This is a genomic window from Pseudomonas sp. (assembly GCF_040514055.1).
Lineage (GTDB): Bacteria > Pseudomonadota > Gammaproteobacteria > Pseudomonadales > Pseudomonadaceae > Aquipseudomonas.
Map to the genome: position 1 here is coordinate 61,732 of NZ_JBEVDL010000094.1, position 21,707 is coordinate 83,438.

At 62.3% G+C, this 21,707-nt stretch carries 18 protein-coding genes; 11 read left to right on the top strand and 7 right to left on the bottom strand.

Features of this window, described 5'->3' with window-relative positions; genetic code table 11:
- Window positions 1–155 precede the first annotated feature (155 nt).
- The 11 genes from ABWY06_RS24615 to hemE all read left to right on the top strand — a co-directional run bounded on the left by ABWY06_RS24615 (window position 156) and on the right by hemE (window position 15,947).
- Complete coding sequence (locus tag ABWY06_RS24615) at window positions 156–1,220, top strand: pilus assembly protein PilM (protein ID WP_353928220.1); 1,065 nt, start codon at window positions 156–158, stop codon at window positions 1,218–1,220.
- Window positions 1,220–1,792 carry a PilN domain-containing protein gene (locus tag ABWY06_RS24620; RefSeq protein ID WP_353928221.1) on the top strand — a complete coding sequence of 191 codons (573 nt, stop codon included), beginning with the start codon at window positions 1,220–1,222 and terminating at the stop codon, window positions 1,790–1,792. Before ABWY06_RS24615 ends, ABWY06_RS24620 begins: the two co-directional genes overlap by 1 nt.
- The gene (pilO, locus tag ABWY06_RS24625; RefSeq protein WP_353928222.1) at window positions 1,789–2,412 is read left to right on the top strand and encodes a type 4a pilus biogenesis protein PilO; all 624 of its coding nucleotides are present in this window, start codon (window positions 1,789–1,791) and stop codon (window positions 2,410–2,412) included. Before ABWY06_RS24620 ends, pilO begins: the two co-directional genes overlap by 4 nt.
- Window positions 2,412–2,942 carry a type 4a pilus biogenesis lipoprotein PilP gene (gene pilP, locus ABWY06_RS24630; RefSeq protein ID WP_353928223.1) on the top strand — a complete coding sequence of 177 codons (531 nt, stop codon included), beginning with the start codon at window positions 2,412–2,414 and terminating at the stop codon, window positions 2,940–2,942. Before pilO ends, pilP begins: the two co-directional genes overlap by 1 nt.
- A 51-nt stretch (window positions 2,943–2,993) precedes the next feature.
- Window positions 2,994–5,144 (top strand): type IV pilus secretin PilQ, encoded by a 2,151-nt coding sequence (locus ABWY06_RS24635; RefSeq protein WP_353928224.1) that lies wholly within the window; start codon window positions 2,994–2,996, stop codon window positions 5,142–5,144.
- A 4-nt stretch (window positions 5,145–5,148) separates the two neighbouring features.
- Window positions 5,149–5,667: a shikimate kinase AroK gene (gene aroK, locus ABWY06_RS24640; protein ID WP_353928225.1), complete on the top strand. Its 519-nt coding sequence runs from the start codon at window positions 5,149–5,151 to the stop codon at window positions 5,665–5,667.
- Window positions 5,668–5,716: 49 nt separating this feature from the next.
- Window positions 5,717–6,823: a 3-dehydroquinate synthase gene (gene aroB, locus ABWY06_RS24645; protein WP_353928226.1), complete on the top strand. Its 1,107-nt coding sequence runs from the start codon at window positions 5,717–5,719 to the stop codon at window positions 6,821–6,823.
- A 7-nt stretch (window positions 6,824–6,830) separates the two neighbouring features.
- A complete protein-coding gene (locus ABWY06_RS24650; RefSeq protein WP_353928227.1) occupies window positions 6,831–8,465 on the top strand; it encodes an SPOR domain-containing protein in 1,635 nt (544 codons plus the stop codon).
- Between the two features lie 238 nt (window positions 8,466–8,703).
- Entirely contained in the window at window positions 8,704–13,152 is a 4,449-nt protein-coding gene (gene gltB, locus ABWY06_RS24655; protein ID WP_353928228.1) for a glutamate synthase large subunit, read from the top strand.
- A 108-nt stretch (window positions 13,153–13,260) separates the two neighbouring features.
- Entirely contained in the window at window positions 13,261–14,679 is a 1,419-nt protein-coding gene (locus ABWY06_RS24660; RefSeq protein WP_353928229.1) for a glutamate synthase small subunit GltD family protein, read from the top strand.
- Between the two features lie 197 nt (window positions 14,680–14,876).
- Entirely contained in the window at window positions 14,877–15,947 is a 1,071-nt protein-coding gene (gene hemE, locus ABWY06_RS24665; RefSeq protein ID WP_353928230.1) for a uroporphyrinogen decarboxylase, read from the top strand.
- 308 nt (window positions 15,948–16,255) lie between these two features.
- Here hemE and ABWY06_RS24670 read toward each other — a convergent pair whose 3' ends face one another.
- The 7 genes from ABWY06_RS24670 to ABWY06_RS24700 all read right to left on the bottom strand — a co-directional run bounded on the left by ABWY06_RS24670 (window position 16,256) and on the right by ABWY06_RS24700 (window position 21,699).
- Window positions 16,256–16,699, bottom strand: a complete 444-nt coding sequence (locus ABWY06_RS24670) for an excinuclease (protein WP_353928231.1) — start codon at window positions 16,697–16,699, stop codon at window positions 16,256–16,258.
- 64 nt (window positions 16,700–16,763) lie between these two features.
- Window positions 16,764–17,990 (bottom strand): beta-ketoacyl-ACP synthase, encoded by a 1,227-nt coding sequence (locus ABWY06_RS24675; RefSeq protein ID WP_353928232.1) that lies wholly within the window; start codon window positions 17,988–17,990, stop codon window positions 16,764–16,766.
- Window positions 17,990–18,718, bottom strand: coding sequence for a 3-oxoacyl-ACP reductase FabG (gene fabG / locus ABWY06_RS24680; protein WP_353928233.1), 729 nt, complete (start codon window positions 18,716–18,718; stop codon window positions 17,990–17,992). The genes ABWY06_RS24675 and fabG overlap by 1 nt, the downstream gene beginning before the upstream one ends.
- Before the next feature lie 75 nt (window positions 18,719–18,793).
- Window positions 18,794–19,249, bottom strand: a complete 456-nt coding sequence (locus tag ABWY06_RS24685; protein ID WP_353928234.1) for a hotdog family protein — start codon at window positions 19,247–19,249, stop codon at window positions 18,794–18,796.
- Window positions 19,242–20,450 (bottom strand): beta-ketoacyl-[acyl-carrier-protein] synthase family protein, encoded by a 1,209-nt coding sequence (locus ABWY06_RS24690; RefSeq protein ID WP_353928235.1) that lies wholly within the window; start codon window positions 20,448–20,450, stop codon window positions 19,242–19,244. Before ABWY06_RS24690 ends, ABWY06_RS24685 begins: the two co-directional genes overlap by 8 nt.
- Window positions 20,447–20,965, bottom strand: a complete 519-nt coding sequence (locus ABWY06_RS24695) for a DUF3261 domain-containing protein (RefSeq protein WP_353928236.1) — start codon at window positions 20,963–20,965, stop codon at window positions 20,447–20,449. Before ABWY06_RS24695 ends, ABWY06_RS24690 begins: the two co-directional genes overlap by 4 nt.
- Window positions 20,962–21,699: a class I SAM-dependent methyltransferase gene (locus tag ABWY06_RS24700; protein WP_353928237.1), complete on the bottom strand. Its 738-nt coding sequence runs from the start codon at window positions 21,697–21,699 to the stop codon at window positions 20,962–20,964. Before ABWY06_RS24700 ends, ABWY06_RS24695 begins: the two co-directional genes overlap by 4 nt.
- Window positions 21,700–21,707: the final 8 nt, after the last annotated feature.

A 21,707-nucleotide genomic window follows, 5' to 3' on the forward strand; every position in this document is an offset into this window, starting at 1 on the left:
TGGGTTAAGCGCAAGGTTATGCGAAAAGGGGAAAACTGTTCACATTATAAGCGCTTTTTTTCCTGGGTAGCCATTTGCGCTTATGTCAAGACTGTTATTTAATGTGAAAAAACATAAATAGTCCGTAAGTCGCGGATGCCAATAGGAAATCGGTCGTGCTAGGGCTCTTCAATAAGAAAGCGAATACGCTGCTGGGGATCGATATCAGTTCGACCTCAGTCAAGCTTCTGGAATTGAGTCGCTCGGGAAGCCGCTACAAGGTAGAGGCCTACGCTGTCGAGCCGCTCCCCTCAAACGCAGTCGTCGAAAAAAACATCGCCGAGCTGGAAGGTGTGGGGCAAGCGTTGTCACGCCTGCTCGGCAAGGCCAAGACGGGCGTGAAGACGGTGGCCGTCGCGGTCGCCGGTTCGGCGGTCATTACCAAGATCATCGAGATGGAAGCCGGCCTGTCCGACGATGAGCTGGAGAACCAGCTGAAAATCGAGGCTGACCAGTACATTCCCTATCCCCTTGAAGAAGTGGCGATCGATTTCGAGGTGCAAGGCGTCTCCGCGCGCAACTCCGATCGGGTGGATGTATTGCTGGCGGCCTGTCGCAAGGAAAACGTCGAGGTGCGCGAGGCTGCCTTGGCGCTGGCCGGCTTGACTGTCAAGGTGGTGGACGTCGAGGCCTATGCGCTCGAGCGCGCTTACGGGCTGCTGGCATCCCAGTTGGGCGATGGACATAACGACATCACTGTGGCCTTGGTGGATATCGGGGCGACAATGACCACGCTGAGTGTGTTGCACAACGGTAAAACCATTTATACCCGCGAACAGCTTTTCGGTGGCAAGCAGTTGACCGAAGAAATTCAGCGACGCTATGGGTTGTCGGTCGAAGAGGCAGGCCTCGCCAAAAAACAGGGCGGTCTGCCGGATGATTACGAAAGCGAGGTGCTGCAGCCGTTCAAGGATGCCGTGGTGCAGCAGGTATCGCGCTCACTGCAGTTTTTTTTCGCTGCTGGCCAATTCAACGATGTCGACTACATCCTCCTGGCAGGCGGCACGGCCTCTATCCCTGATCTGGATCGCCTGATCCAGCAAAAGATTGGCACGCCGACCATGGTGGCTAACCCCTTCGCAGATATGGCTCTGAGTGGCAAGGTCAATGCGGGCGCTCTGGCAAGTGATGCTCCGGCGCTAATGATTGCCTGCGGCCTGGCGATGAGGAGTTTTGACTGATGGCACGGATTAACCTTCTCCCGTGGCGCGAGCAGCTTCGCGAAGAGCGCAAGCAGCGTTTCCTGGTCACCCTGGCGGGTGTGCTGATAGTGGCCTGTGGCGTGATCTTCCTGGGTGATCAATACCTTGGTCGAGCGATTGAGCAGCAAACGGCACGCAACGATTTCGTCCGCAAGGAGATCGCCGTGCTGGACGCACGGATCAAAGAGATCAGCGAGCTTAAGGCCAAGCGCCAGCAACTGCTTGAGCGAATGAAGATCATTCAAGACCTCCAAGGCAATCGCCCTATTATTGGGCGGATTTTCGATCAGTTCGCGCGTACCCTGCCCGACGGTGTTTATTTCAACAGCCTCAAGATGACCGGCAAGACCATTCAGGTTGACGGGGCTGCGGAGTCGAACAACCGAGTATCCAATCTGATGCGTAATTTGGATGCGTCGGAATGGATGAATGGTTCAACGCTTAATCAAGTGAAAGCCACCACTGCTGGGGCTGTCGATCAAGCCAACGTCTTTAAGCTGACCGTGCAGCAAACACAGCCGAGCATCGAAGCAGAAGGAGTCAAAAAATGAGTTTGTCTGCCTCGATGGATAGCTTTCGGAAAGTTGATTTCAGTGAGCTGGATCTCAATAACATTGGCTCCTGGCCGGGCGTCATAAAAGGCCTTGCTTGTATTGTCTTAATGGCCGCTGTGCTGGGGGTTGGTTATAATTTCCATCTGAAAGAAATTCAGGTGCGGCTTGAGCAATTGAAAGCTGAAGAGCAAGCGCTGAAGCAGCAGTTCACGACCAAGGCGTTTCAGGCGGCCAATCTGGAAGCTTATAAAGACCAGATGAAGGAAATGGAAATATCTTTTGGTGCGCTGTTGCGTCAGTTGCCCAGTGACACCGAGGTTCCGGGCCTGCTCGAGGATATTACCCGTACTGGTTTGGGCAGCGGACTTGAGTTCGAAGAGATCAAGTTATTGCCTGAAGTGACCCAGCAATTTTACATCGAGCTACCCATACAGATTGCCGTGGTTGGGGCTTATCATGATTTGGGTACCTTTGTCAGTGGTGTGGCCAGCTTGCCGCGAATCGTCACCTTGCATGATTTTGAGATTAAAGCGCTTGATCCGGAAGTCAGTACGTCGAAGCTGCGCATGACGATCTTGGCCAAGACTTATCGTTATAACGACAAGGGGGCACAGTAATGACCTGTTCCCGTCTGCTTTTATGTGGGTTGGCCAGTTTGATGCTTGCGGGTTGTGAGCGAGGCGGCGGTTTTAGCGACCTGCAGGCGTACATGGATGGAGTTCGTGCGCAGCCTAAGGGGTCGATTGAGCCGCTTCCTAAATTTCAAGCTTATGAAGCCTTTACGTACAGTGCTGCTTCATTGCGAAGCCCTTTTCAGCCGCCAGTTAAAATCGATCTATTGGCCAAGCAGAAAGGCTCGCAGGACGTCAAGCCCGACGATACTCGGGTTAAACAGTTCCTCGAAGGCTTCAATATCGAGGTCTTTGAGATGGTCGGTACACTTACTAAGGAAGGTACTGTCTTTGCACTGGTCAGTGGTGCCGGTGGCGTCCACCGAATCAAAGTGGGGGATTACCTGGGGCGCAATCACGGGCGCATCTTGTCAATCAATGAAGCGGCTGTCGATGTGGTCGAAATTGTCCCCGATGGCGAGGATGGTTGGCTCGAGCGGCCTCGTAGTCTCTCTCTGAAGGAGCGCTCTGAATAGGGCGGGGTGGATATGAAGAATAATTACCGGTCTATACAACGGAACCTGAGAATGAACAGCTCCTTTTCGCGCCTCGGCATTTCCATTTTGATGGCGGTCGTATCGCCAACGCTTTTTGCGGCAGATCTGAAAGCGTTGAATGTTGCCGCGCTTCCAGGCGATCGTGTTGAGCTCAAACTCTCCTTCGATGAGCCTGTTGTGGCCCCTCGCGGATACACCATTGAGCAGCCTGCCCGCATCGCTCTCGATTTGCCGGGTGTCGCTAACAAATTAGGCGAAAAGAATCGCGAGTTGGGTGTGGGTAATGCCCGTAGCGTGACCTTGGTTGAAGCCAAGGATCGCACCCGCTTGATCATCAATCTGAACAACCTTGCGCAGTACAGCACCCGAGTCGAGGGTAATGATCTGTATGTGATCGTCGGCGAAGGCGCTGCGGTAGCGGGCGCTTCTTCGCGGCCAGCGGCTGCGCCGGTTGCCGTTCAACCGGTCAAGGCCTACGCCCCTCTCGGCAAGGCAATTAGCAATATCGATTTTCGGCGTGGCGAGCAGGGCGAGGGCAATATTGTTATTCAGTTGTCCGATCCTGCGGTAACGCCTGATATCCAGGAGCAGGGTGGCAAAATTCGTTTGGATTTTGCTAAGACCCAGTTGCCGGAAGCACTTCGCGTGCGGCTTGATGTGAAGGATTTTGCCACGCCAGTGCAATTCGTGAATGCCAGCAGCACATCGGATAAGGCGACCATCACGATCGAGCCCACCGGGCTTTACGATTACCTGGCGTTTCAGACAGATGACAAGCTGACCATCAGCGTCAAGCCATTGACGAAAGAAGATGCTGACAAGCGCAAGGCGCAGGCCTTTGCCTACACTGGCGAAAAGCTGTCCTTGAACTTTCAGGATATCGACGTGCGTTCGGTGTTGCAGTTGATCGCTGACTTTACCGATTTGAACCTGGTTGCCAGTGATACGGTTGAAGGCAACATCACCCTGCGTCTGCAGAACGTCCCGTGGGACCAGGCGTTGGACTTGGTATTGAAAACCAAAGGCCTGGACAAGCGTAAAATTGGCAACGTGTTGCTCGTGGCGCCGGCAGAAGAAATTGCTGCGCGGGAGCGTCAGGAGCTGGAATCGCAAAAGCAGGTTGCAGAGTTGGCACCGCTGCGTAAAGAAATTATCCAGTTGAACTACGCCAAGGCGTCTGATATCGCCAAGTTGTATGAGGACAACTCCAAGGAAGGTGAGCTGAAAGACGATATGCGTGGTTCGGTTATTTACGATGACCGCACCAACAGCCTAATCGTGACCCTAACCCAAGAGCGGATAGATGAGCTACGGCGTATCGTCACTCAGCTGGATATTCCGGTTCGTCAGGTCATGATCGAGGCGCGCATCGTCGAAGCCAACGTGGACTACGACAAGAGCTTGGGTGTGCGTTGGGGCGGTAACCTGTTTGGCAGCGTGAACAACAACAGTCTGGCCGCTTGGGGCAAGAATGGCAACGTCGGTGTGGCCGATGACCCGTTCGCGCAGGGCAAGCCCGGTGATGATGATTATATTCCCTCCAGAAGCGTCGCAGGCTTTCCTGGTATCCCAGAATACCCGCTGAATACACCGTTTGTTGATATGGGTGTAGAGGCTGCAACCTCGGGTATCGGCATTGGCTTTATCACGGACAATATCCTGCTTGACCTGCAATTGTCGGCCATGGAAAAAACCGGTGACGGCGAAGTGGTGTCCCAGCCCAAGGTGGTGACCTCGGACAAGGAAACCGCGAAAATCCTGAAAGGCGCTGAGATTCCTTATCAGGAGGCCAGCTCCAGCGGTGCCACCACCACTTCCTTTAAAGAGGCGGCGCTGTCTCTCGAAGTGACGCCACAAATCACGCCAGATAACCGCATTATCATGGAAGTGAAAGTCACTAAGGATGCTCCGGACTTTGGTAACGCGGTCAATGGCGTGCCGCCGATCAACAAGAACGAAGTGAATGCCAAGGTCTTGGTCAGTGATGGTGAAACCATCGTAATTGGCGGGGTGTTCTCCAACACCCAGAGCAGCTCGGTTGAGAAGGTGCCTTTCCTCGGCGATGTTCCCTACCTGGGTCGCCTGTTCAGAAAAGACATCGTGCAGGACAAGAAGTCGGAACTGCTGGTGTTTCTCACGCCGCGTATCATGAATAACCAGGCCATTGCAGTGAGTCGTTGATTCGGTGCGTAACCTGATTCTGGTAGGCCCGATGGGTGCGGGTAAAAGCACCATCGGGCGGTTGCTGGCCAAGGAGTTGCGGTTTCCGTTCAAGGATTCGGACAAGGAAATCGAGCAGCGCACCGGTGCTAACATTCCCTGGATCTTCGATGTCGAAGGTGAGCAGGGTTTCCGTGAGCGCGAACAGGCAGTGATTGGTGAGCTCTGCGAGCTGCAAGGGGTGGTCTTGGCCACTGGTGGGGGGGCGGTAATGCGTCCAGAGAACCGTCAGGCGCTACGCAACGGTGGTCGGGTGGTCTACTTGCACACCTCGGTGGAGCAGCAACTGGACCGTACGTCCCGTGACCGCAATCGCCCGCTGCTGCGCACCCTGAACCCCGGCAAGGTGCTCGCCGACCTGATGGCCGTGCGTGATCCGCTGTACCGTGAAATCGCCGATGTGGTGGTCGAAACGGATGAGCGGCCGCCGCGTATGGTCGTACAGGAAATACTCGAACGCCTTGACGCGTTACCTCCCCGTTAAAGCGCGGGTCGATCTGCGCTATCCTATCGCCCTTTCTTATGGGGGCCCTATGCAGACTCTTCAGGTCGAACTCGGTGAACGCAGCTATCCCATCCATATCGGCGGGGATCTGCTGACGCGCCGAGAACTCTTCGCTCCGCATATCCGTGGTCAGCAGGTGGCGATAGTCACCAACGAGACCGTAGCGCCTTTGTATCTGCAGCGCTTGTGCGAGGCCCTGGCAGCCTATCAGGTGGTCCCGATCATTTTGCCGGACGGTGAGATTTTCAAGACCTGGGAGACCCTGCAAACCATTTTCGATGGCCTGCTGACGGCTCGCCATGACCGAACGACCACTGTAATTGCCCTGGGCGGCGGTGTGGTGGGCGACATGGCCGGTTTCGCCGCCTCCTGCTACCAGCGTGGCGTCGATTTTATCCAGGTGCCGACTACGCTGTTGTCCCAGGTCGACTCCTCGGTCGGCGGCAAGACCGGCATCAACCATCCGCTGGGCAAGAACATGGTCGGGGCTTTTTATCAGCCCCAGGCCGTGATCATCGATACTTCGACGTTAAGCAGCTTGCCGGCGCGTGAGTTGTCCGCCGGCCTGGCCGAGGTGATCAAGTACGGGTTGATTTGCGATGAGCCATTCCTGGGTTGGCTGGAAGCGCACATGCCGGCATTGCGAAGCCTCGAGCCCGAGGCCGTGACGGAGGCCGTCGCGCGCTCCTGTTTGGCCAAGGCGCGGGTAGTGGGTGCCGATGAGCGCGAGTCAGGTGTGCGCGCCACCCTCAATCTGGGCCATACCTTTGGCCACGCGATCGAGACTCACATGGGCTACGGTGTTTGGCTGCACGGTGAGGCGGTGTCCGCCGGCACCGTGATGGCGCTGGAAATGTCACAGCGTCTGGGCTGGTTGAGTGCGGCCCAGCGAGACCGTGGAATACGCTTGTTACAGGCGGCCGGTTTGCCGGTGGTGCCGCCACAGGCCATGGCCCCGGACGATTTCCTCGAGCACATGGCAGTCGATAAAAAAGTCATCGCGGGTCGTTTGCGTCTGGTGCTGTTGAAGCAACTGGGCGCGGCGGTAGTGACCGGCGACTTCCCTCGCGAAATCTTGGATGCCACCCTGCGCGCGGACTACCGCGGCCTGGTGGATCAGCTAACAGAGCAATGAGAACCCCATGACCAGTCTGCATGCCGACGAGGCCTTCCTCGGCCACTACCAGTTCACTCACGACCCTTTCGCAGCGCGGGTCCCGGGTTTCAAGTTTTTTCCGGCTCAGCGCAAGCCGGTGCTCGGCCAGTTACATCACCTGGCCCGCTACAGCCAGTTGCTGCTGGTGGTCAGTGGTCCCGAGGGCAGCGGCAAGACACTGCTGCGCCAAGCCTTGGTGGCCAGCACCAACAAACAGGCGGTGCATAATCTGGTGGTGTCCGCGCGCGGTGCGGCGGATCCGGCCAGCCTGCTGGCGCAGATTGCCCAGGCCCTGAGTTCCGCCCCGGCCGATGTCAGCAGTATCCTGGGCCAGGTCGCGCAGTTGGCGTTGACTGGTCAGGAGGTGTACCTGCTGGTGGATGATGCCGAGCTGCTCAGCGAGGCGGCGCTCGAGGTGCTGTTGCTGCTGACAGCAGGCAACGCCCAGGGGCGGCCCCATGTGTTCTTGTTCGGGGAGTCCTCGTTATTGCCGCGTCTGGAACTGCTGGCCGACGGTGAAGAGCGTTTTCATGCCATCGAACTGCTGCCCTATACCGAAGAGGAAACCCGCGAGTACCTGGCCCAGCGCTTGGAAGGGGCGGGACAGGGGCTGGGTATATTGTCCAGCGAGCAGGTGGCGGACATCCACCTGCAGTCGGCCGGATGGCCGGGGGCCATCAACCTGATCGCCCGCGAGACCTTGGTCGAAGCCATGCTGGCTCAGCGCGGCAGCGCCAAGCGTGGTGGCTTCAGCCTGCCGAAAAAGCACCTGCTGGCGCTGCTGGTGGTGGCGATGGGCGTGGGTGCCGCCTGGTTTATGCAGGGCGGTGACAAAACCCAGCCGGGCGTCCCCGTGGTCGCCGAGTTGCCGTTGCAGCCTGCGGCTCCGGTAGCGGTAGAGGCTGGAGCGCCGCCGGCAATCGAATTCGACGGATCGAGTCAGCCGGCGCAGGCGCCGTTGGTGGGCGAGGCGCAGCCAGTGATTCGCGAGCCCCTGGCCCAGGCCTCCGGATTGGAAGAGGGCGAGGAGGGCGCAGCGATGCCCGGTGGGCCATCTGACCCCGTAGCCCCAGCGAACGCCAGTGAGCCCGTTGCTGTAGCGCCGGTGGAGCCGGTGACGCAGCCTGTGCCCGCGCCGCCTGCGGTAGCCGCGCCGACGACACCGCTTCCCGTGGTTGTGGCGCCTGAGCCTGTGGCAAAGCCACCCGTCGTGGTAGCGCCCAAGCCGGCGGAAAAAACCCCTGTCGTGGTCGCGCCTAAGCCGGTGGAAAAGCCGCCGGTGATCAAGGCGCCTGAGAAAACGACCGCCCCCGCCGTGGCCAGTGCAGGTGCCGCTGGCGAGTGGTACCGCGGTCAGACCAGCGGGCATTTCGCGCTGCAGATCCTCGGCACCAGCTCGGAAAGCGGCGCCAAGGCCTATGTCGCTCAGCAAGGGGGGGAGTACCACTACTTCAAGAAAATGCACCAGGGCAAACCGCTCTACGTGGTGACCTATGGTAGCTTTGCCACTCGCCCGGCGGCGCAGGCGGCGATCAAGGCTCTGCCCGCCAAGGTCCAGGCCAGCAAGCCCTGGCCCCGTACCTTCGCCAGCATTCAGCAGGACGTCGCCCGGGCGCGCTAGTCGCCATGGGCACTGTCTGACCGGGTAGTCGCTAGCACGACCTCCCGGTCAAATCCTTCTATCAAAGCGACATAAATTTTCGCGCAGTCGTCACGAGAATTTGTGAGCCTTCCGGCGGCTGTGTACAATGACCTCCCTTTTGCCTGCGCAAAGCTGGCGTATCGTCCTGCGTGCATGGTAAGTGCTTGAAATGTAAAGTAAAACGCCTTGTTTTTAGGCGCCTGGTGAGAGTCTCCCTATGAAAGCAGGTCTGTACCATCCTGATGAGTTCAAGGATAACTGCGGCTTCGGCCTGATCGCTCATATGCAGGGCGAGGCTAGCCATCACCTGCTGCAGACCGCCATCGAGGCGTTGACCTGCATGACCCACCGTGGCGGCATCAACGCCGACGGCAAGACCGGGGACGGGTGCGGGTTGCTGCTGCAGAAGCCGGACATCTTCCTGCGTGCCATGGCCCGGGAACACTTTGCCGTTGACCTGCCCAAGCAGTACGCCGTGGGTATGGTGTTCTTCAACCAGGACGCGGCCAAGGCCGAGCTCGCGCGCGAGTGCATGAACCGCGAGATCCTGGCGGCGGGCCTGAGCCTGGTCGGTTGGCGCCTGGTGCCTATCGACACCAGCGTCCTGGGCCGCCTGGCCCTGGAGCGGCTGCCGCGCATCGAGCAGGTGTTCGTTTCCGGTGAAGGCCTGAGCGATCAGGACTTCGCCATCAAGCTGTTCAGCGCCCGGCGCCGTTCCTCGGTAGCCAATGCCGCCGACAGCGAGCACTACATCTGCAGCCTGTCGCACAAGACCATCATCTACAAAGGCCTGATGATGCCGGCCGACCTGCAGCAGTTCTACCCGGACCTGGGTGACGAGCGCCTGCAGACCGCCATCTGTGTGTTCCACCAGCGTTTTTCCACCAATACCCTGCCGAAATGGCCGCTGGCCCAACCGTTCCGCTTTCTTGCCCACAACGGCGAGATCAACACCATCACCGGCAACCGCAACTGGGCCCAGGCGCGGCGTACCAAGTTTGCCAATGAACTGATCCCCGACCTGGACGAGCTGGGCCCGCTGGTCAATCGCGTGGGTTCGGACTCCTCGAGCATGGACAACATGCTTGAGCTGATGGTCACCGGAGGCATCGACCTGTTCCGCGGCGTGCGCATGCTGATTCCGCCAGCCTGGCAAAACGTCGAGACCATGGACGCCGACTTGCGTGCCTTCTACGAATTCAACTCCATGCACATGGAGCCCTGGGACGGCCCAGCGGGCGTGGTCTTGACCGACGGTCGCCACGCGGTGTGCCTGCTCGACCGCAACGGCCTGCGCCCGGCGCGCTGGGTGACCACCACCAACGGTTACATCACCCTGGCCTCGGAGATCGGCGTCTGGGGCTACCGCCCGGACGAAGTGATCGCCAAAGGCCGCGTCGGCCCGGGGCAGATTTTCGCGGTCGACACCGAAACCGGTCAGGTGCTGAGCACCGACGATATCGACAATCGCCTGAAGTCGCGTCACCCCTACAAGCAGTGGCTGCGCAAGAATGCCCTGCGCATTCGCGCGACCCTGGACGATAACGATCATGGCTCGGCGTTCTACGAAGTCGACCGGCTCAAGCACTACATGAAGATGTTCCAGGTCACCTTCGAGGAGCGTGATCAGGTGCTGCGCCCGTTGGCCGAGCAGGGCCAGGAAGCGGTGGGCTCCATGGGCGACGATACGCCGATGGCGGTGCTGTCGCGGCGGGTACGCTCGACCTACGACTATTTCCGCCAGCAATTCGCCCAGGTGACCAATCCGCCGATCGATCCGCTGCGTGAAGCCATCGTCATGTCCCTGGAGATCTGCCTGGGTGCCGAGCGCAATATTTTCGAGGAGTCGCCCGAGCACGCCAGCCGCGTGATCCTCAGCTCGCCAGTGATTTCGCCGGCCAAGTGGCGCGCCTTGATGGAACTGGACCGCCCGGGTTTCGAGCGCCAGCTGATCGACCTCAACTACGATGAGTCGGTCGGGCTGGAAGCCGCCGTGCGCAACATGGCCGACCAGGCCGAAGAGGCCGTGCGCGGTGGCAAGACCCTGCTGGTGCTGAGCGACCGGGCTATCGCCGAGGGCAAGTTGCCCGCCCACGCCTCCCTGGTGACCGGCGCGGTGCACCATCGCCTGGTGGAAAAGGGCCTGCGTTGCGACTGCAATATCCTGGTGGAAACCGCCACCGCGCGCGACCCGCACCACTACGCGGTGCTGCTGGGCTTTGGGGCGTCGGCGGTCTACCCCTTCCTCGCCTATGAAGTGCTGGGCGACCTGATCCGTACCGGCGAAGTGCTGGGCGATCTCTACGAAGTCTTCAAGCATTACCGCAAGGGCATCTCCAAGGGGCTGCTGAAGATCCTCTCGAAGATGGGCATTTCCACCGTGGCGTCCTACCGTGGCGCGCAGCTGTTCGAGGCGGTCGGCCTGTCCGACGAGGTGGTCGAACTGTGTTTCCGTGGCGTGGCCAGCCGGATCAAGGGCGCGCGTTTCGTCGACATCGAGGCCGAGCAGAAGCTGCTGGCCCAGGAAGCCTGGAACAACCGCAAGCAGATCCAGCAGGGCGGTTTGCTCAAGTTCGTCTACGGCGGCGAGTACCACGCCTACAACCCGGACGTGGTCAACACCCTGCAGGCGGCCGTGCAGCAGGGCAGCTACGCCAAATTCAAGGAATACACCACGCTGGTCGACACCCGCCCGGTGTCGATGATCCGCGACCTGCTGCAGGTGAAACTGGCCGAACAGCCGCTGGCGCTGGAGCAGGTCGAGCCGCTGGAGGCCATCCTCAAGCGTTTCGATTCCGCCGGGATCTCCCTCGGCGCCTTGTCGCCGGAAGCCCACGAGGCCATCGCCGAGGCGATGAACCGCCTGGGCGCGCGCTCCAACTCCGGTGAGGGCGGCGAAGACCCTGCCCGTTACGGCACGGTCAAGAGCTCGAAGATCAAGCAGGTGGCGACCGGCCGGTTCGGCGTCACTCCGGAATACCTGGTCAACGCCGAGGTGCTGCAGATCAAGGTCGCCCAGGGCGCCAAGCCCGGCGAGGGCGGCCAGCTGCCCGGTGGCAAGGTCAACGGCCTGATCGCCCGGCTGCGCTATGCGGTGCCCGGCGTGACCCTGATCTCGCCGCCGCCGCACCACGATATCTACTCCATCGAGGACCTGGCGCAGCTGATCTACGACCTCAAGCAGGTCAACCCCAAGGCGCTGGTCTCGGTCAAGCTGGTGGCCGAAGCCGGGGTCGGCACCATCGCCGCCGGGGTGGCCAAGGCCTACGCGGACCTGATCACCATCTCCGGGTATGACGGTGGCACCGGTGCCTCGCCCATCACCTCGATCAAGTATGCCGGTGCACCCTGGGAACTGGGGCTGGCCGAGACCCACCAGACCCTGCGCGGCAACGACCTGCGCGGCAAGGTCCGGGTGCAGACCGACGGCGGCTTGAAGACCGGCCTGGACGTGATCAAGGCCGCCATCCTCGGCGCCGAGAGTTTTGGCTTCGGCACCGCGCCGATGATCGCCCTGGGTTGCAAGTACCTGCGCATCTGTCACCTGAACAACTGCGCCACCGGCGTGGCCACGCAGAACGACAAGCTGCGCAAGGACCACTTCATCGGCACCGTCGAGATGGTGATGAATTTCTTCACCTTCGTCGCTGAGGAAACCCGCGAATGGCTGGCCAAGCTGGGTGTTGCCAGCCTGGAACAACTGATCGGACGTACCGACCTGCTGGACATCCTGCCGGGCGAAACCGCCAAGCAGAACCATCTGGACCTGACCCCGTTGCTCGGTAGCGACCATATCCCGGCCGACAAGCCACAGTTCTGTGGCGTCGAGCGCAACCCGCCCTTCGACCAGGGGCTGCTGGCCGAGCGCATGGTGGAGTTGGCCGGTGCGGCGATCGCCAGCAAGAGCGGCGCTCAGTTCGAACTGGATATCTGCAACTGCGATCGCTCCATTGGTGCCCGGGTCTCCGGCGAAATTGCCCGGGCCCACGGTAACCAGGGCATGGCCAAGGCGCCGATCACGTTCCGCTTCAAGGGCACGGCCGGGCAGAGCTTTGGCGTCTGGAACGCCGGTGGCCTGCACCTGAACCTGGAAGGCGACGCCAACGATTACGTCGGCAAGGGCATGACCGGCGGCAAGCTGGTGATAGTTCCGCCGCTCGGCAGCCCGTTCAAGACCCAGGACAGCGCCATCATCGGCAATACCTGCCTGTACGGTGCCACCGGCGGCAAACTGTTCGCTGCCGGTACCGCCGGCGAGCGCTTCGCGGTGCGTAACTCCGGCGCCCATACGGTCGTCGAGGGCACGGGCGACCATTGCTGCGAATACATGACCGGTGGCTTCGTCTGCGTGTTGGGCCGTACCGGCTACAACTTCGGTTCGGGTATGACCGGTGGCTTCGCCTACGTGCTGGACCTGGACAACAGCTTCGTCGACCGGGTCAACCACGAACTGGTGGAGATCCAGCGGATCAATAACGAGTCCATGGAGTCGTACCGCAGCCACCTGGAGCGCGTGCTGATCGAATACGTGGCGGAAACCGCCAGCGAGTGGGGCCGCAACCTGCTGGAAAACCTGGACGATTACCTGCGCAAGTTCTGGCTGGTCAAGCCCAAGGCCGCGAGCCTGGGTTCGTTGCTCTCCAGCACCCGGGCCAACCCGCAATAACGTGGCGGCTGGCCCTGAGCTGCTCGCAGCGCAGGGCCAGCCGGTCCAGCATGATTGTCCTGCGGCTCGTAGCTTATGGCTCGCCGCTGCTGTTAAGAGGTTTTGCACATGACTGAGCGTCTGAATAACGACTTCCAGTTTATCGAGGTCGGGCGCAAGGATCCGAAGAAGAAACTTCTGCGCCAGCGCAAGAAGGAGTTCGTCGAGATCTACGAACCGTTCAAGCCGGCCCAGGCCGCCGACCAGGCGCACCGCTGCCTGGGCTGCGGCAACCCCTATTGCGAGTGGAAGTGCCCGGTGCACAACTACATCCCGAACTGGCTCAAGCTGGTCTCGGAAGGCAATATCCTGGCCGCCGCCGAACTGGCTCACCAGACCAATACCCTGCCGGAAGTCTGTGGCCGGGTGTGCCCCCAGGACCGCCTGTGCGAAGGTGCCTGTACCCTGAACGACGGCTTCGGCGCGGTGACCATCGGCTCGGTGGAGAAGTACATCACCGACACCGCCTTTGCCATGGGCTGGCGTCCGGACATGTCCAAGGTGGTGCCGACCGGCAAGAAGGTCGCGATCATCGGTGCCGGCCCGGCCGGTCTGGGCTGCGCCGATGTGCTGGTGCGCAACGGCGTCAGCCCGGTGGTGTTCGACAAGAACCCGGAAATCGGCGGTCTGCTGACGTTTGGCATCCCCGAGTTCAAGCTGGAAAAAAGTGTGCTGAGCCGGCGCCGAGAGATTTTCACCGGCATGGGCATCGAGTTCCGCCTGAACACCGAAGTCGGCAAGGACGTGACCGTCGAGCAACTGCTTGCCGACTACGACGCGGTTTTCATGGGCATGGGTACTTACACCTACATGAAAGGCGGTTTTGCCGGCGAGGACCTGCCGGGCGTTTATGACGCCCTGGATTTCCTGATCGCCAACGTCAACCGCAACCTCGGGTTCGAAAAGTCGCCGGAAGATTTTATCGACATGAAGGGCAAGAAGGTGGTGGTCCTGGGCGGTGGCGATACCGCGATGGACTGCAACCGCACCTCCATTCGCCAGGGCGCCAAGGCGGTGACCTGTGCCTACCGGCGCGACGAAGAGAACATGCCGGGCTCGCGCAAGGAAGTGAAGAACGCCAAGGAAGAAGGCGTCAAGTTCCTCTACAACCGCCAGCCGATCGCGATTGTTGGCGAGGACAAGGTCGAAGGCGTCAAGGTGGTCGAAACCCGTCTCGGTGAACCGGATGCCCGTGGTCGTCGCAGCCCTGAGCCAATCCCCGGTTCCGAAGAGATCATCCCGGCCGATGCCGTGGTCATCGCCTTCGGCTTCCGCCCCAGCCCGGCGCCCTGGTTCGAGCAGTACGGTATCCAGATCGACAGCCAGGGCCGGGTGGTCGCTCCCGAACAGTCGCAGTTCAAGCACCAGACCAGCAACCCGAAGATCTTCGCCGGTGGCGACATGGTGCGCGGTTCCGATCTGGTGGTGACGGCGATTTTCGAGGGGCGGCAGGCTGCCGAAGGGATTCTGGATTACCTCCAGGTCTGACCCAGCTCGCGTAGGATGGGTTGAGCGTAGCGATACCCATGGGCCGTGGTGATGGGTTACGCCTTCGGCTAACCCATCCTGCCGGCTGATTTGGGTCAACCTGATGGACAAAAGGCACGGCACTCGCCGTGCCTTTTGTTTTGTGCTTTGCGACAATGCGCGCACTTTTTGCCGCTGCCCTTTTCTCAGGTACTGCCATGACCCCCCTGAAAAACGACCGTTTCCTGCGTGCCCTGCTCAAACAGCCGGTGGACATGACCCCGGTGTGGATGATGCGCCAGGCCGGCCGCTACTTGCCGGAGTACCGCGCCAGCCGCGCGAAGGCCGGCGACTTTATGGCGCTGATGCAGAACCCGCAGTTCGCCTGCGAGGTCACGCTGCAGCCGCTGGACCGTTACCCGCAGCTGGACGCGGCCATCCTGTTCTCCGATATCCTGACCATCCCCGACGCCATGGGCCAGGGGCTGTATTTCGAGACCGGCGAGGGGCCGCGCTTCAAGAAGGTGATCAGCAGCCTGGCGGATATCGAAGCCTTGCCGATCCCGGACCCGGAAGCTGACCTGGGCTATGTGATGGACGCGGTGCGTACCATTCGCTCGGCGCTCGATGGCCGGGTGCCGCTGATCGGTTTTTCCGGCAGTCCCTGGACCCTGGCCACCTATATGGTCGAAGGGGGTTCATCCAAGGATTTCCGCAAGTCCAAGGCGCTGCTCTATGACAACCCGGCCGCCATGCACCTGCTGCTGGACAAGTTGGCGCAATCGGTCACCGCCTACCTCAACGGCCAGATCCGCGCCGGTGCCCAGGCGGTGCAGATCTTCGATACCTGGGGCGGCAACCTGTCGGCGGCGGCCTACCAGGAATTCTCCCTGGCCTATATGCAAAAGATCGTCGCCGGCCTGATTCGCGAGCACGACGGCCGTCAGGTGCCGGTGATCCTGTTCACCAAGAACGGCGGCCTGTGGCTGGAGTCGATCGCCGCCAGCGGTGCCGATGCACTGGGGCTGGATTGGACCTGCGACCTGGGCGAGGCCCGTCGTCGCGTCGGCCAGCAGGTGGCGTTGCAGGGCAATATGGACCCCACCGTGCTCTATGCGCAGCCGGCGGCCATCCGCGCCGAAGTGGGCCGTATCCTGGCCAGCTACGGCCAGGGCTCGGGGCATGTGTTCAACCTCGGCCATGGCATTACCCCGGAGGTCGATCCGGCCCACGCCGGTGCCTTCCTCGAAGCGGTGCACGAGCTTTCGGCGCCCTACCACACCAGCTGATCGCGCCCCTCGCGGCCGCGTAGGATGGCGTTGAGCGCAGCGATACCCATGCTGGCCGATCGATCACCGCCCCCGGGGGGGCGGTGCCGCCCGGCAAGCCGTACCGAGGCCATCAGGGCCGCGTAGGATGCCGTTGAGCGCAGCGATACCCATCAATGGCGAGTGATCAGCGGCTCCGTGGATGGGGTTGGGTGTGGCACGGATATCGCTGCGCTGCACCTACGCGCCCCGGCCCACCCTACAGGCTTTAAAGCCTTCGTTCCCCGGCCAGCTAATAACCCCAGCCAGGGAATTCAGACCCGCGCGACTTACTTGACCGCAGCCAGCTGTGCCTTGAGCGCTACCCCGGCCATGATCGCGCCGGCATGGCATTCGTACTTCGTCGGGTCGCGGTATTCTTTGTTCTGGTAGTTGCTGACGATCTCGGTCACGGCATTGGCGCCTGCGGCCTTGGCGGCGTTCTGCAGCTTGATCAGCGCCGACTGCAGGGCCCAGCTGCAAGCGCCCTCATCGCTCTTGTTGAAGGCATTGGTCTTCTGACTGGTGGTGATGCTCGGGTTGATCACGCTGACCTTGCCCGCGGGTTTGTTGCCGGCCAGGTAGAATTTTACCGTGCCGTCCAGGCGCCCGGCCTGGGTGGCCTCGGCGACCACTGCCTCGAACAGCAGGTAGTGGGTGGTGTCGCGGGCCTGGCTGACGCCGGGCAAGCTGCAGAGCAATAGCGCGCCGATGGTCCAGTTCTTCACTTGCATGGTCACTCTCCTTTGCGGACGTTGTTGTTGCATGGATGCAGATGCGGCGCCGACGTTTTCCCGCTCAACGCCAACGCCGGAAAATCAGCGAGGTGTTGACCCCGCCAAAGGCGAAATTGTTGTTCATTACATACTCATGGCTCATCTGCCGCGGTTCGCCACAGAGGTAGTCCAGCTCACCGCAGCGGGGGTCGATGCTGTCCAGGTTGAGCGTGTGGATATAACGGTCGCTGTTGAGCATCTCGATGCAGAACCAGGACTCCAATGCACCGCAGGCACCCAGGGTATGTCCGAGGAAACTCTTCTGCGAGCTGATCGGCATGCGCGCGCCGAACAGGCTATGGGTGGCCAGGGTCTCGGCGATATCGCCCTGGTCGGTGGCGGTACCGTGGCCATTCACGTAGCCGATGGCCGCGGCTTCCAGCCCGGCATCCTCGAGGGCTAGTTCCATGGCCCGGCGCATGGTCAATAGCTCGGGTTTGGTGGCGTGCTGGCCATCGGCATTGCTGCCGAATCCCACCAGCTCGGCCAGGATGGTGGCGCCGCGGGCGAGGGCATGCTCGAGCTCCTCGAGCACCAGGATGCCGGCGCCCTCGCCGATCACCAGGCCGTCGCGCTCGCTGTCGTAGGGGCGTGGCGAGCTGTGCGGCGCATCGTTCTTCAGGCTGGTGGCATAGAGGGCGTCAAAGACCATCGCCTCGGTCGGACAGAGCTCCTCGGCACCGCCGGCCAGCATCAGCGGCAGGCGGCCGAACTTGATCGCCTCGTAGGCGTAGCCGATGCCCTGGCTGCCACTGGTGCAGGCGCTGGAAGTCGGTATCAGGCGGCCCTTGAGGCCAAAGAAGATGCTCAGGTTGGCCGCGGTGGTGTGCGGCATCATGCGGATATAGGAGTTGGCATTGAGCCCGTCGGCCACCGAGTTGAGCAGCATATTGCCAAAGGCCTTGACCTCCTCGGTGCTGCCGGTGGAGGAGCCGCAGGCCACACCCATGCGCCCATCGCGGATGCTCGGGTCGTGCAGCAGGCCGGCATGCTCCAGCGCCTGCTCGGCGGCCTTGACCACCAGGCGCGAGACCCGGCCCATGCTGCGCAGCTGCTTGCGGCTCCAATGCTTGGGCACGGCGAAGTCATCGATCGGCCCGCCCAGTCGGGTGTTCAACTCGGTGAAACGGTCCCACTCGTGCATGCGGCGGATGCCACTGCGGTTGGCCAGGAAGTTGGCTTCGATGCTGGTCCAGTCGCTGCCCAGGGACGTCACGCCGGACATGCCGGTCACCACTACGCGTTTCATCAGCACAGGCCGCCGTTCACCGCGAGCACCTGGCGGGTGATATAGGCCGCCTCGCTCGACATCAGGAAATTCACCGCACCGGCGACCTCTTCGGGGGTGCCCATGCGCTGTGCCGGGATCATCTTCAGCAACTCCTCGACAGGCACGTTTTCGTCCAGCATGGCGGTATCGATCAGCCCCGGAGCCACGCAGTTGACGGTGATCTTGCGCTTGCCCAGCTCGATCGCCAGGGCCTTGGCGGCACCGATAACGCCGGCCTTGGAGGCGCTGTAGTTGACCTGCCCGCGGTTGCCGATCAGCCCCGACACCGAGGTGATGCAAACGATGCGGCCCGGCTGGCGACGGCGGATCATCGGCATGCACAGCGGTTGCAGGACATTGTAGAAGCCGTCCAGGTTAGTGCGCATGACCAAGTCCCAATCCTCCTCGCTGAGCGCGGGAAAGGCGCCGTCGCGGGTCAGCCCGGCGTTGCAGACCACGCCGTAGTAAGCGCCATGGGCCTCGACGTCGGCTTCCAGCTGGGTCCGGCAGGCGCCGCGGTCCGCCACGTCGAATTGCAGGATCCGCGCCTGGCGACCCAGGGCGGCGATTTCCTCGGCCACGGCTTCGGCTTCGGTACGGCCGCTGCGGCAGTGCAGCACCAGGTCATAGCCGGCCCGCGCCAGGCGCAGGGCGATGGCGCGGCCGATACCGCGGCTGGAACCGGTGACCAGGATGGTTTCGCTCATGGGTGTGCTCGTTGTACTGATAAGTGAAGGCCCGGCCGCAGCCGGTCGCCGGAGGCCTCGAAAACGGGGCAGGTCTCAGTCATGGCCAGGTTCCTGCAGATAGCTGGCCACCTGGGGCGGGCGGAAGACGCTCAGGCGTGCCTCGGCGAGAACGCCAGGCCCGCTGATCCGGCACTCGAAGACGCCCATGCCGTTGTCGTCCTGCAGCGAACGCAGCGCGTGGATATCCAGGTCGATGCCGGCCGCAAACGCCTCGACGTTGCACTGAAAACTGCGGGTGCCGAGCAGGAAACCCAGTTGTACCGGTTCGCTGAGCAGGCGCGATTGGCAACCGGCATAAGCGGCCACGCTTTGGGCCATCAACTCGACGCCGACCCAGGCTGGCAGGCTGCCGTCGGGCAGGCTGAACAGGCCGTCCGGACGCACGCGCAGCTGGGTGTGTACATGCTCCGGGCCGAAGTCGACCACGCGGTCGATCAAGATCATGTCACCGGCATGGGGCAGCAGTTCGGCGATCGGCCATTCAACCATGGGCCACCTCCGGATCGGCAGGGACACCGAGAATCAGGCTGACGTTGCTGCCACCGAAGGCGAAGGAGTTGCTCATCAGGTGCCGTGCGGCCGGCAGCCGGCGACCCGTCTCGACCAGGTCCAGGGGCGCGCACAGCGGGTCGCTCTGGCCGTCCCAGAGGTGTGGCGGCACGCGACCCAGGGAATCGTTCAGGCTCAGCCAGCAGAAGGCCGCCTCCAGCGCCCCGGCGGCGCCGAGGGTATGGCCGGTCATGGGCTTGCTCGAGGAGCAGGGCAGCGGGTGCGGGAACACGGCCTGCACGGCAAGGCTCTCCATGCTGTCGTTGTGCAGGGTGGCGGTGCCATGCAGGTTCAGGTAGTCGATTTGCTCGGGGCCGAGGCCGGCATCGGCCAGGGCTGCGCGCATCGCCGCCTGGGCGCCCAATCCCTGGGGGTCGGGTGCGGAAATATGGTGCGCATCGGAGCTGGCCCCGGCGCCCAGCAGGGCGATCGGACGTCGGCCGGGCGTTGGCTCGCGCGTCAGCAAAAACAGCGCGGCGGCTTCGCCGATATTGATGCCCTGGCGGTTGCGTGAAAAGGGGTTGCAGCGCTCGCTGGCCACCGCCTCGAGGGCGGCGAAGCCGTTCAGGGTCAGGTTGCAGAGGCTGTCCACGCCGCCGCACAGCACAGCATCGCAGAGGCCTTGCTCGAGCAGGCGCCGGGCGCTGAGCAAGGCCCGGGCACTGGACGTACAGGCGGTGGAGATGGCGTAACTGGGGCCCGCGAGGTCGAACCATTCGCTGAGAAAGCGCGCCGGCGCCACCAGTTCCTGCTGCCGGTAGCTGTAGTCGGCGGGCAACTGGCCCTGGTGCAGGAACTGCGCGATGCCCTGGCTGGCTTCGGCGATGCCCGAGGTGCTGGTGCCCAAGACCACGCCGATGCGCGCCGCGCCAAAACGCAGGATGGCCTGTTGCACGGGCTCGGCAATGTCCAGCGCCGCGGCCAGCAGCAGCCGGTTGTTGCGCGTGACGTTGTGGCCCCAGGACGTCGGCAGCTCGGGCAAGGGATCCTGCACCGCGCCGACCAGCAGGCTGCGCCCCGGAATGCTGTCGTGCACTGCGCGCAGGCTGCTGCCGGTGCCGGCGAACAAGGCCTCGGCGACGGCCGCCTGGCCACGACCCAGGGCGCAGACCAGGCCCAGGGCGTTGAGGTAGACGGTCATGGGCGGCTCTCCTGGACCAGCGGCGCGACGCTGTAGCGCAGCTCGCCTTGGGTCAGCAGTTCGAAGCGCAATGCCTGCCGGTAGTGTACCTGCCAGTGCCGGTCGCCCTGGCGCAGGCTGCGCTGCTGGTCGTCGGTCTGCCAGTCGAGGCCGGGGTAGGCCCGGGCCAGTTCGGCGCCCGGGCTGAGGGCGAACAGTAAGGCGGCGAACAGCTCACGGGCTTCGGGGTTGGGTGGCAGCAGGCCGTCGTTCTGCCACTGGCCATCGACCAGGCGTTGACGGGCCAGTGGCACGCCCAGGGGGTCGAGCAAGGACCAGCGCAGGCCATCCGGTTCGGCCTGGATCACCAGCAGCCAATCCAGGTTGTCGGCCGCCTGCTGGCGCTGCACATGCAGCTGCAGGGGCAGCGCCAGCGCCGGTGACTGCGCCGGCAGCGGCGCCGGGCTGGCGCAGCCGCCGAGCAGCAGGGCGATCAGCAGCAACCGTGCCCAGGCGCCTATCCGCGCCGGATTCAACTGAGCGGCTCCAGGGGTTTGCGCACCGCGGCATTGACCAGGGTTTCCTCGCGCTGGCCGCGGGGCTTGGGTTTTTGCAGGCCACAGCGCTCCAGTAGGCCGAAATCCGTGGAGCGGCTCCACCACAGGTAGGGAAAGGAGAGGTTCGCTTCGCCAAACTGGAAACCCTGCTCGCGCAGCATGTCCAGGTACTGCGCCGCGCTTTTCTGCACGTGCATGGGGTGGCGGAACAGCCAGCGAATCACCCAGGTGTCGATATAGGCCTTGGTCGACTCGGCGAACAGCAGCCAGCCCCCGGGTTTGAGCACGCGCCAGAATTCAGCCAGGGCCTGCTCCTGCTCCACCAGGTGATGAAAGGTCTGGTGGCAGAACAGGATATCCACGCTGGCGTCCGGCAGGCCGATGGCCGCGCAGTCGCTGGCCAGCAGTTCGACCTTCAGACCCTGGCGGTCGGCCTCGGCCTGGCTCATGGCCAGGCTATGGGGGTCGGCGTCCAGGCCGATCAGGCGCGCCGGCGCAAAGGCCTGCTGCAACAGCCGGAACGAGCGGCCCTGGCCACAGCCGGCATCCAGCAGCACGGCAGCGGCCGGCAGCGGCTGGTCGATCAGCTCGCGCAGGTCGGCGATCGCCACCCGCAGCACATGGTGTTGCCAGACGTGGCTCTGCAGGAACCAGAAGCCGAAGCGGGTCTCTTCGACATAGTGACGGGCAACGGGAGACGAATGGGCGGTCATGGGGGTCC

What these genes read in the sequence shown, in the direction of transcription:
- ABWY06_RS24620 (WP_353928221.1), top strand. Translation starts at nt 1,220, where the DNA reads ATGGCACGGATTAACCTTCTCCCGTGGCGCGAGCAGCTTCGCGAAGAG.
- pilO (WP_353928222.1), top strand. Translation starts at nt 1,789, where the DNA reads ATGAGTTTGTCTGCCTCGATGGATAGCTTTCGGAAAGTTGATTTCAGT.
- pilP (WP_353928223.1), top strand. Translation starts at nt 2,412, where the DNA reads ATGACCTGTTCCCGTCTGCTTTTATGTGGGTTGGCCAGTTTGATGCTT.
- ABWY06_RS24635 (WP_353928224.1), top strand. Translation starts at nt 2,994, where the DNA reads ATGAACAGCTCCTTTTCGCGCCTCGGCATTTCCATTTTGATGGCGGTC.
- aroB (WP_353928226.1), top strand. Translation starts at nt 5,717, where the DNA reads ATGCAGACTCTTCAGGTCGAACTCGGTGAACGCAGCTATCCCATCCAT.
- ABWY06_RS24650 (WP_353928227.1), top strand. Translation starts at nt 6,831, where the DNA reads ATGACCAGTCTGCATGCCGACGAGGCCTTCCTCGGCCACTACCAGTTC.
- gltB (WP_353928228.1), top strand. Translation starts at nt 8,704, where the DNA reads ATGAAAGCAGGTCTGTACCATCCTGATGAGTTCAAGGATAACTGCGGC.
- ABWY06_RS24660 (WP_353928229.1), top strand. Translation starts at nt 13,261, where the DNA reads ATGACTGAGCGTCTGAATAACGACTTCCAGTTTATCGAGGTCGGGCGC.
- hemE (WP_353928230.1), top strand. Translation starts at nt 14,877, where the DNA reads ATGACCCCCCTGAAAAACGACCGTTTCCTGCGTGCCCTGCTCAAACAG.
- ABWY06_RS24670 (WP_353928231.1), bottom strand. Translation starts at nt 16,699, where the DNA reads ATGCAAGTGAAGAACTGGACCATCGGCGCGCTATTGCTCTGCAGCTTG.
- ABWY06_RS24675 (WP_353928232.1), bottom strand. Translation starts at nt 17,990, where the DNA reads ATGAAACGCGTAGTGGTGACCGGCATGTCCGGCGTGACGTCCCTGGGC.
- fabG (WP_353928233.1), bottom strand. Translation starts at nt 18,718, where the DNA reads ATGAGCGAAACCATCCTGGTCACCGGTTCCAGCCGCGGTATCGGCCGC.
- ABWY06_RS24685 (WP_353928234.1), bottom strand. Translation starts at nt 19,249, where the DNA reads ATGGTTGAATGGCCGATCGCCGAACTGCTGCCCCATGCCGGTGACATG.
- ABWY06_RS24690 (WP_353928235.1), bottom strand. Translation starts at nt 20,450, where the DNA reads ATGACCGTCTACCTCAACGCCCTGGGCCTGGTCTGCGCCCTGGGTCGT.
- ABWY06_RS24700 (WP_353928237.1), bottom strand. Translation starts at nt 21,699, where the DNA reads ATGACCGCCCATTCGTCTCCCGTTGCCCGTCACTATGTCGAAGAGACC.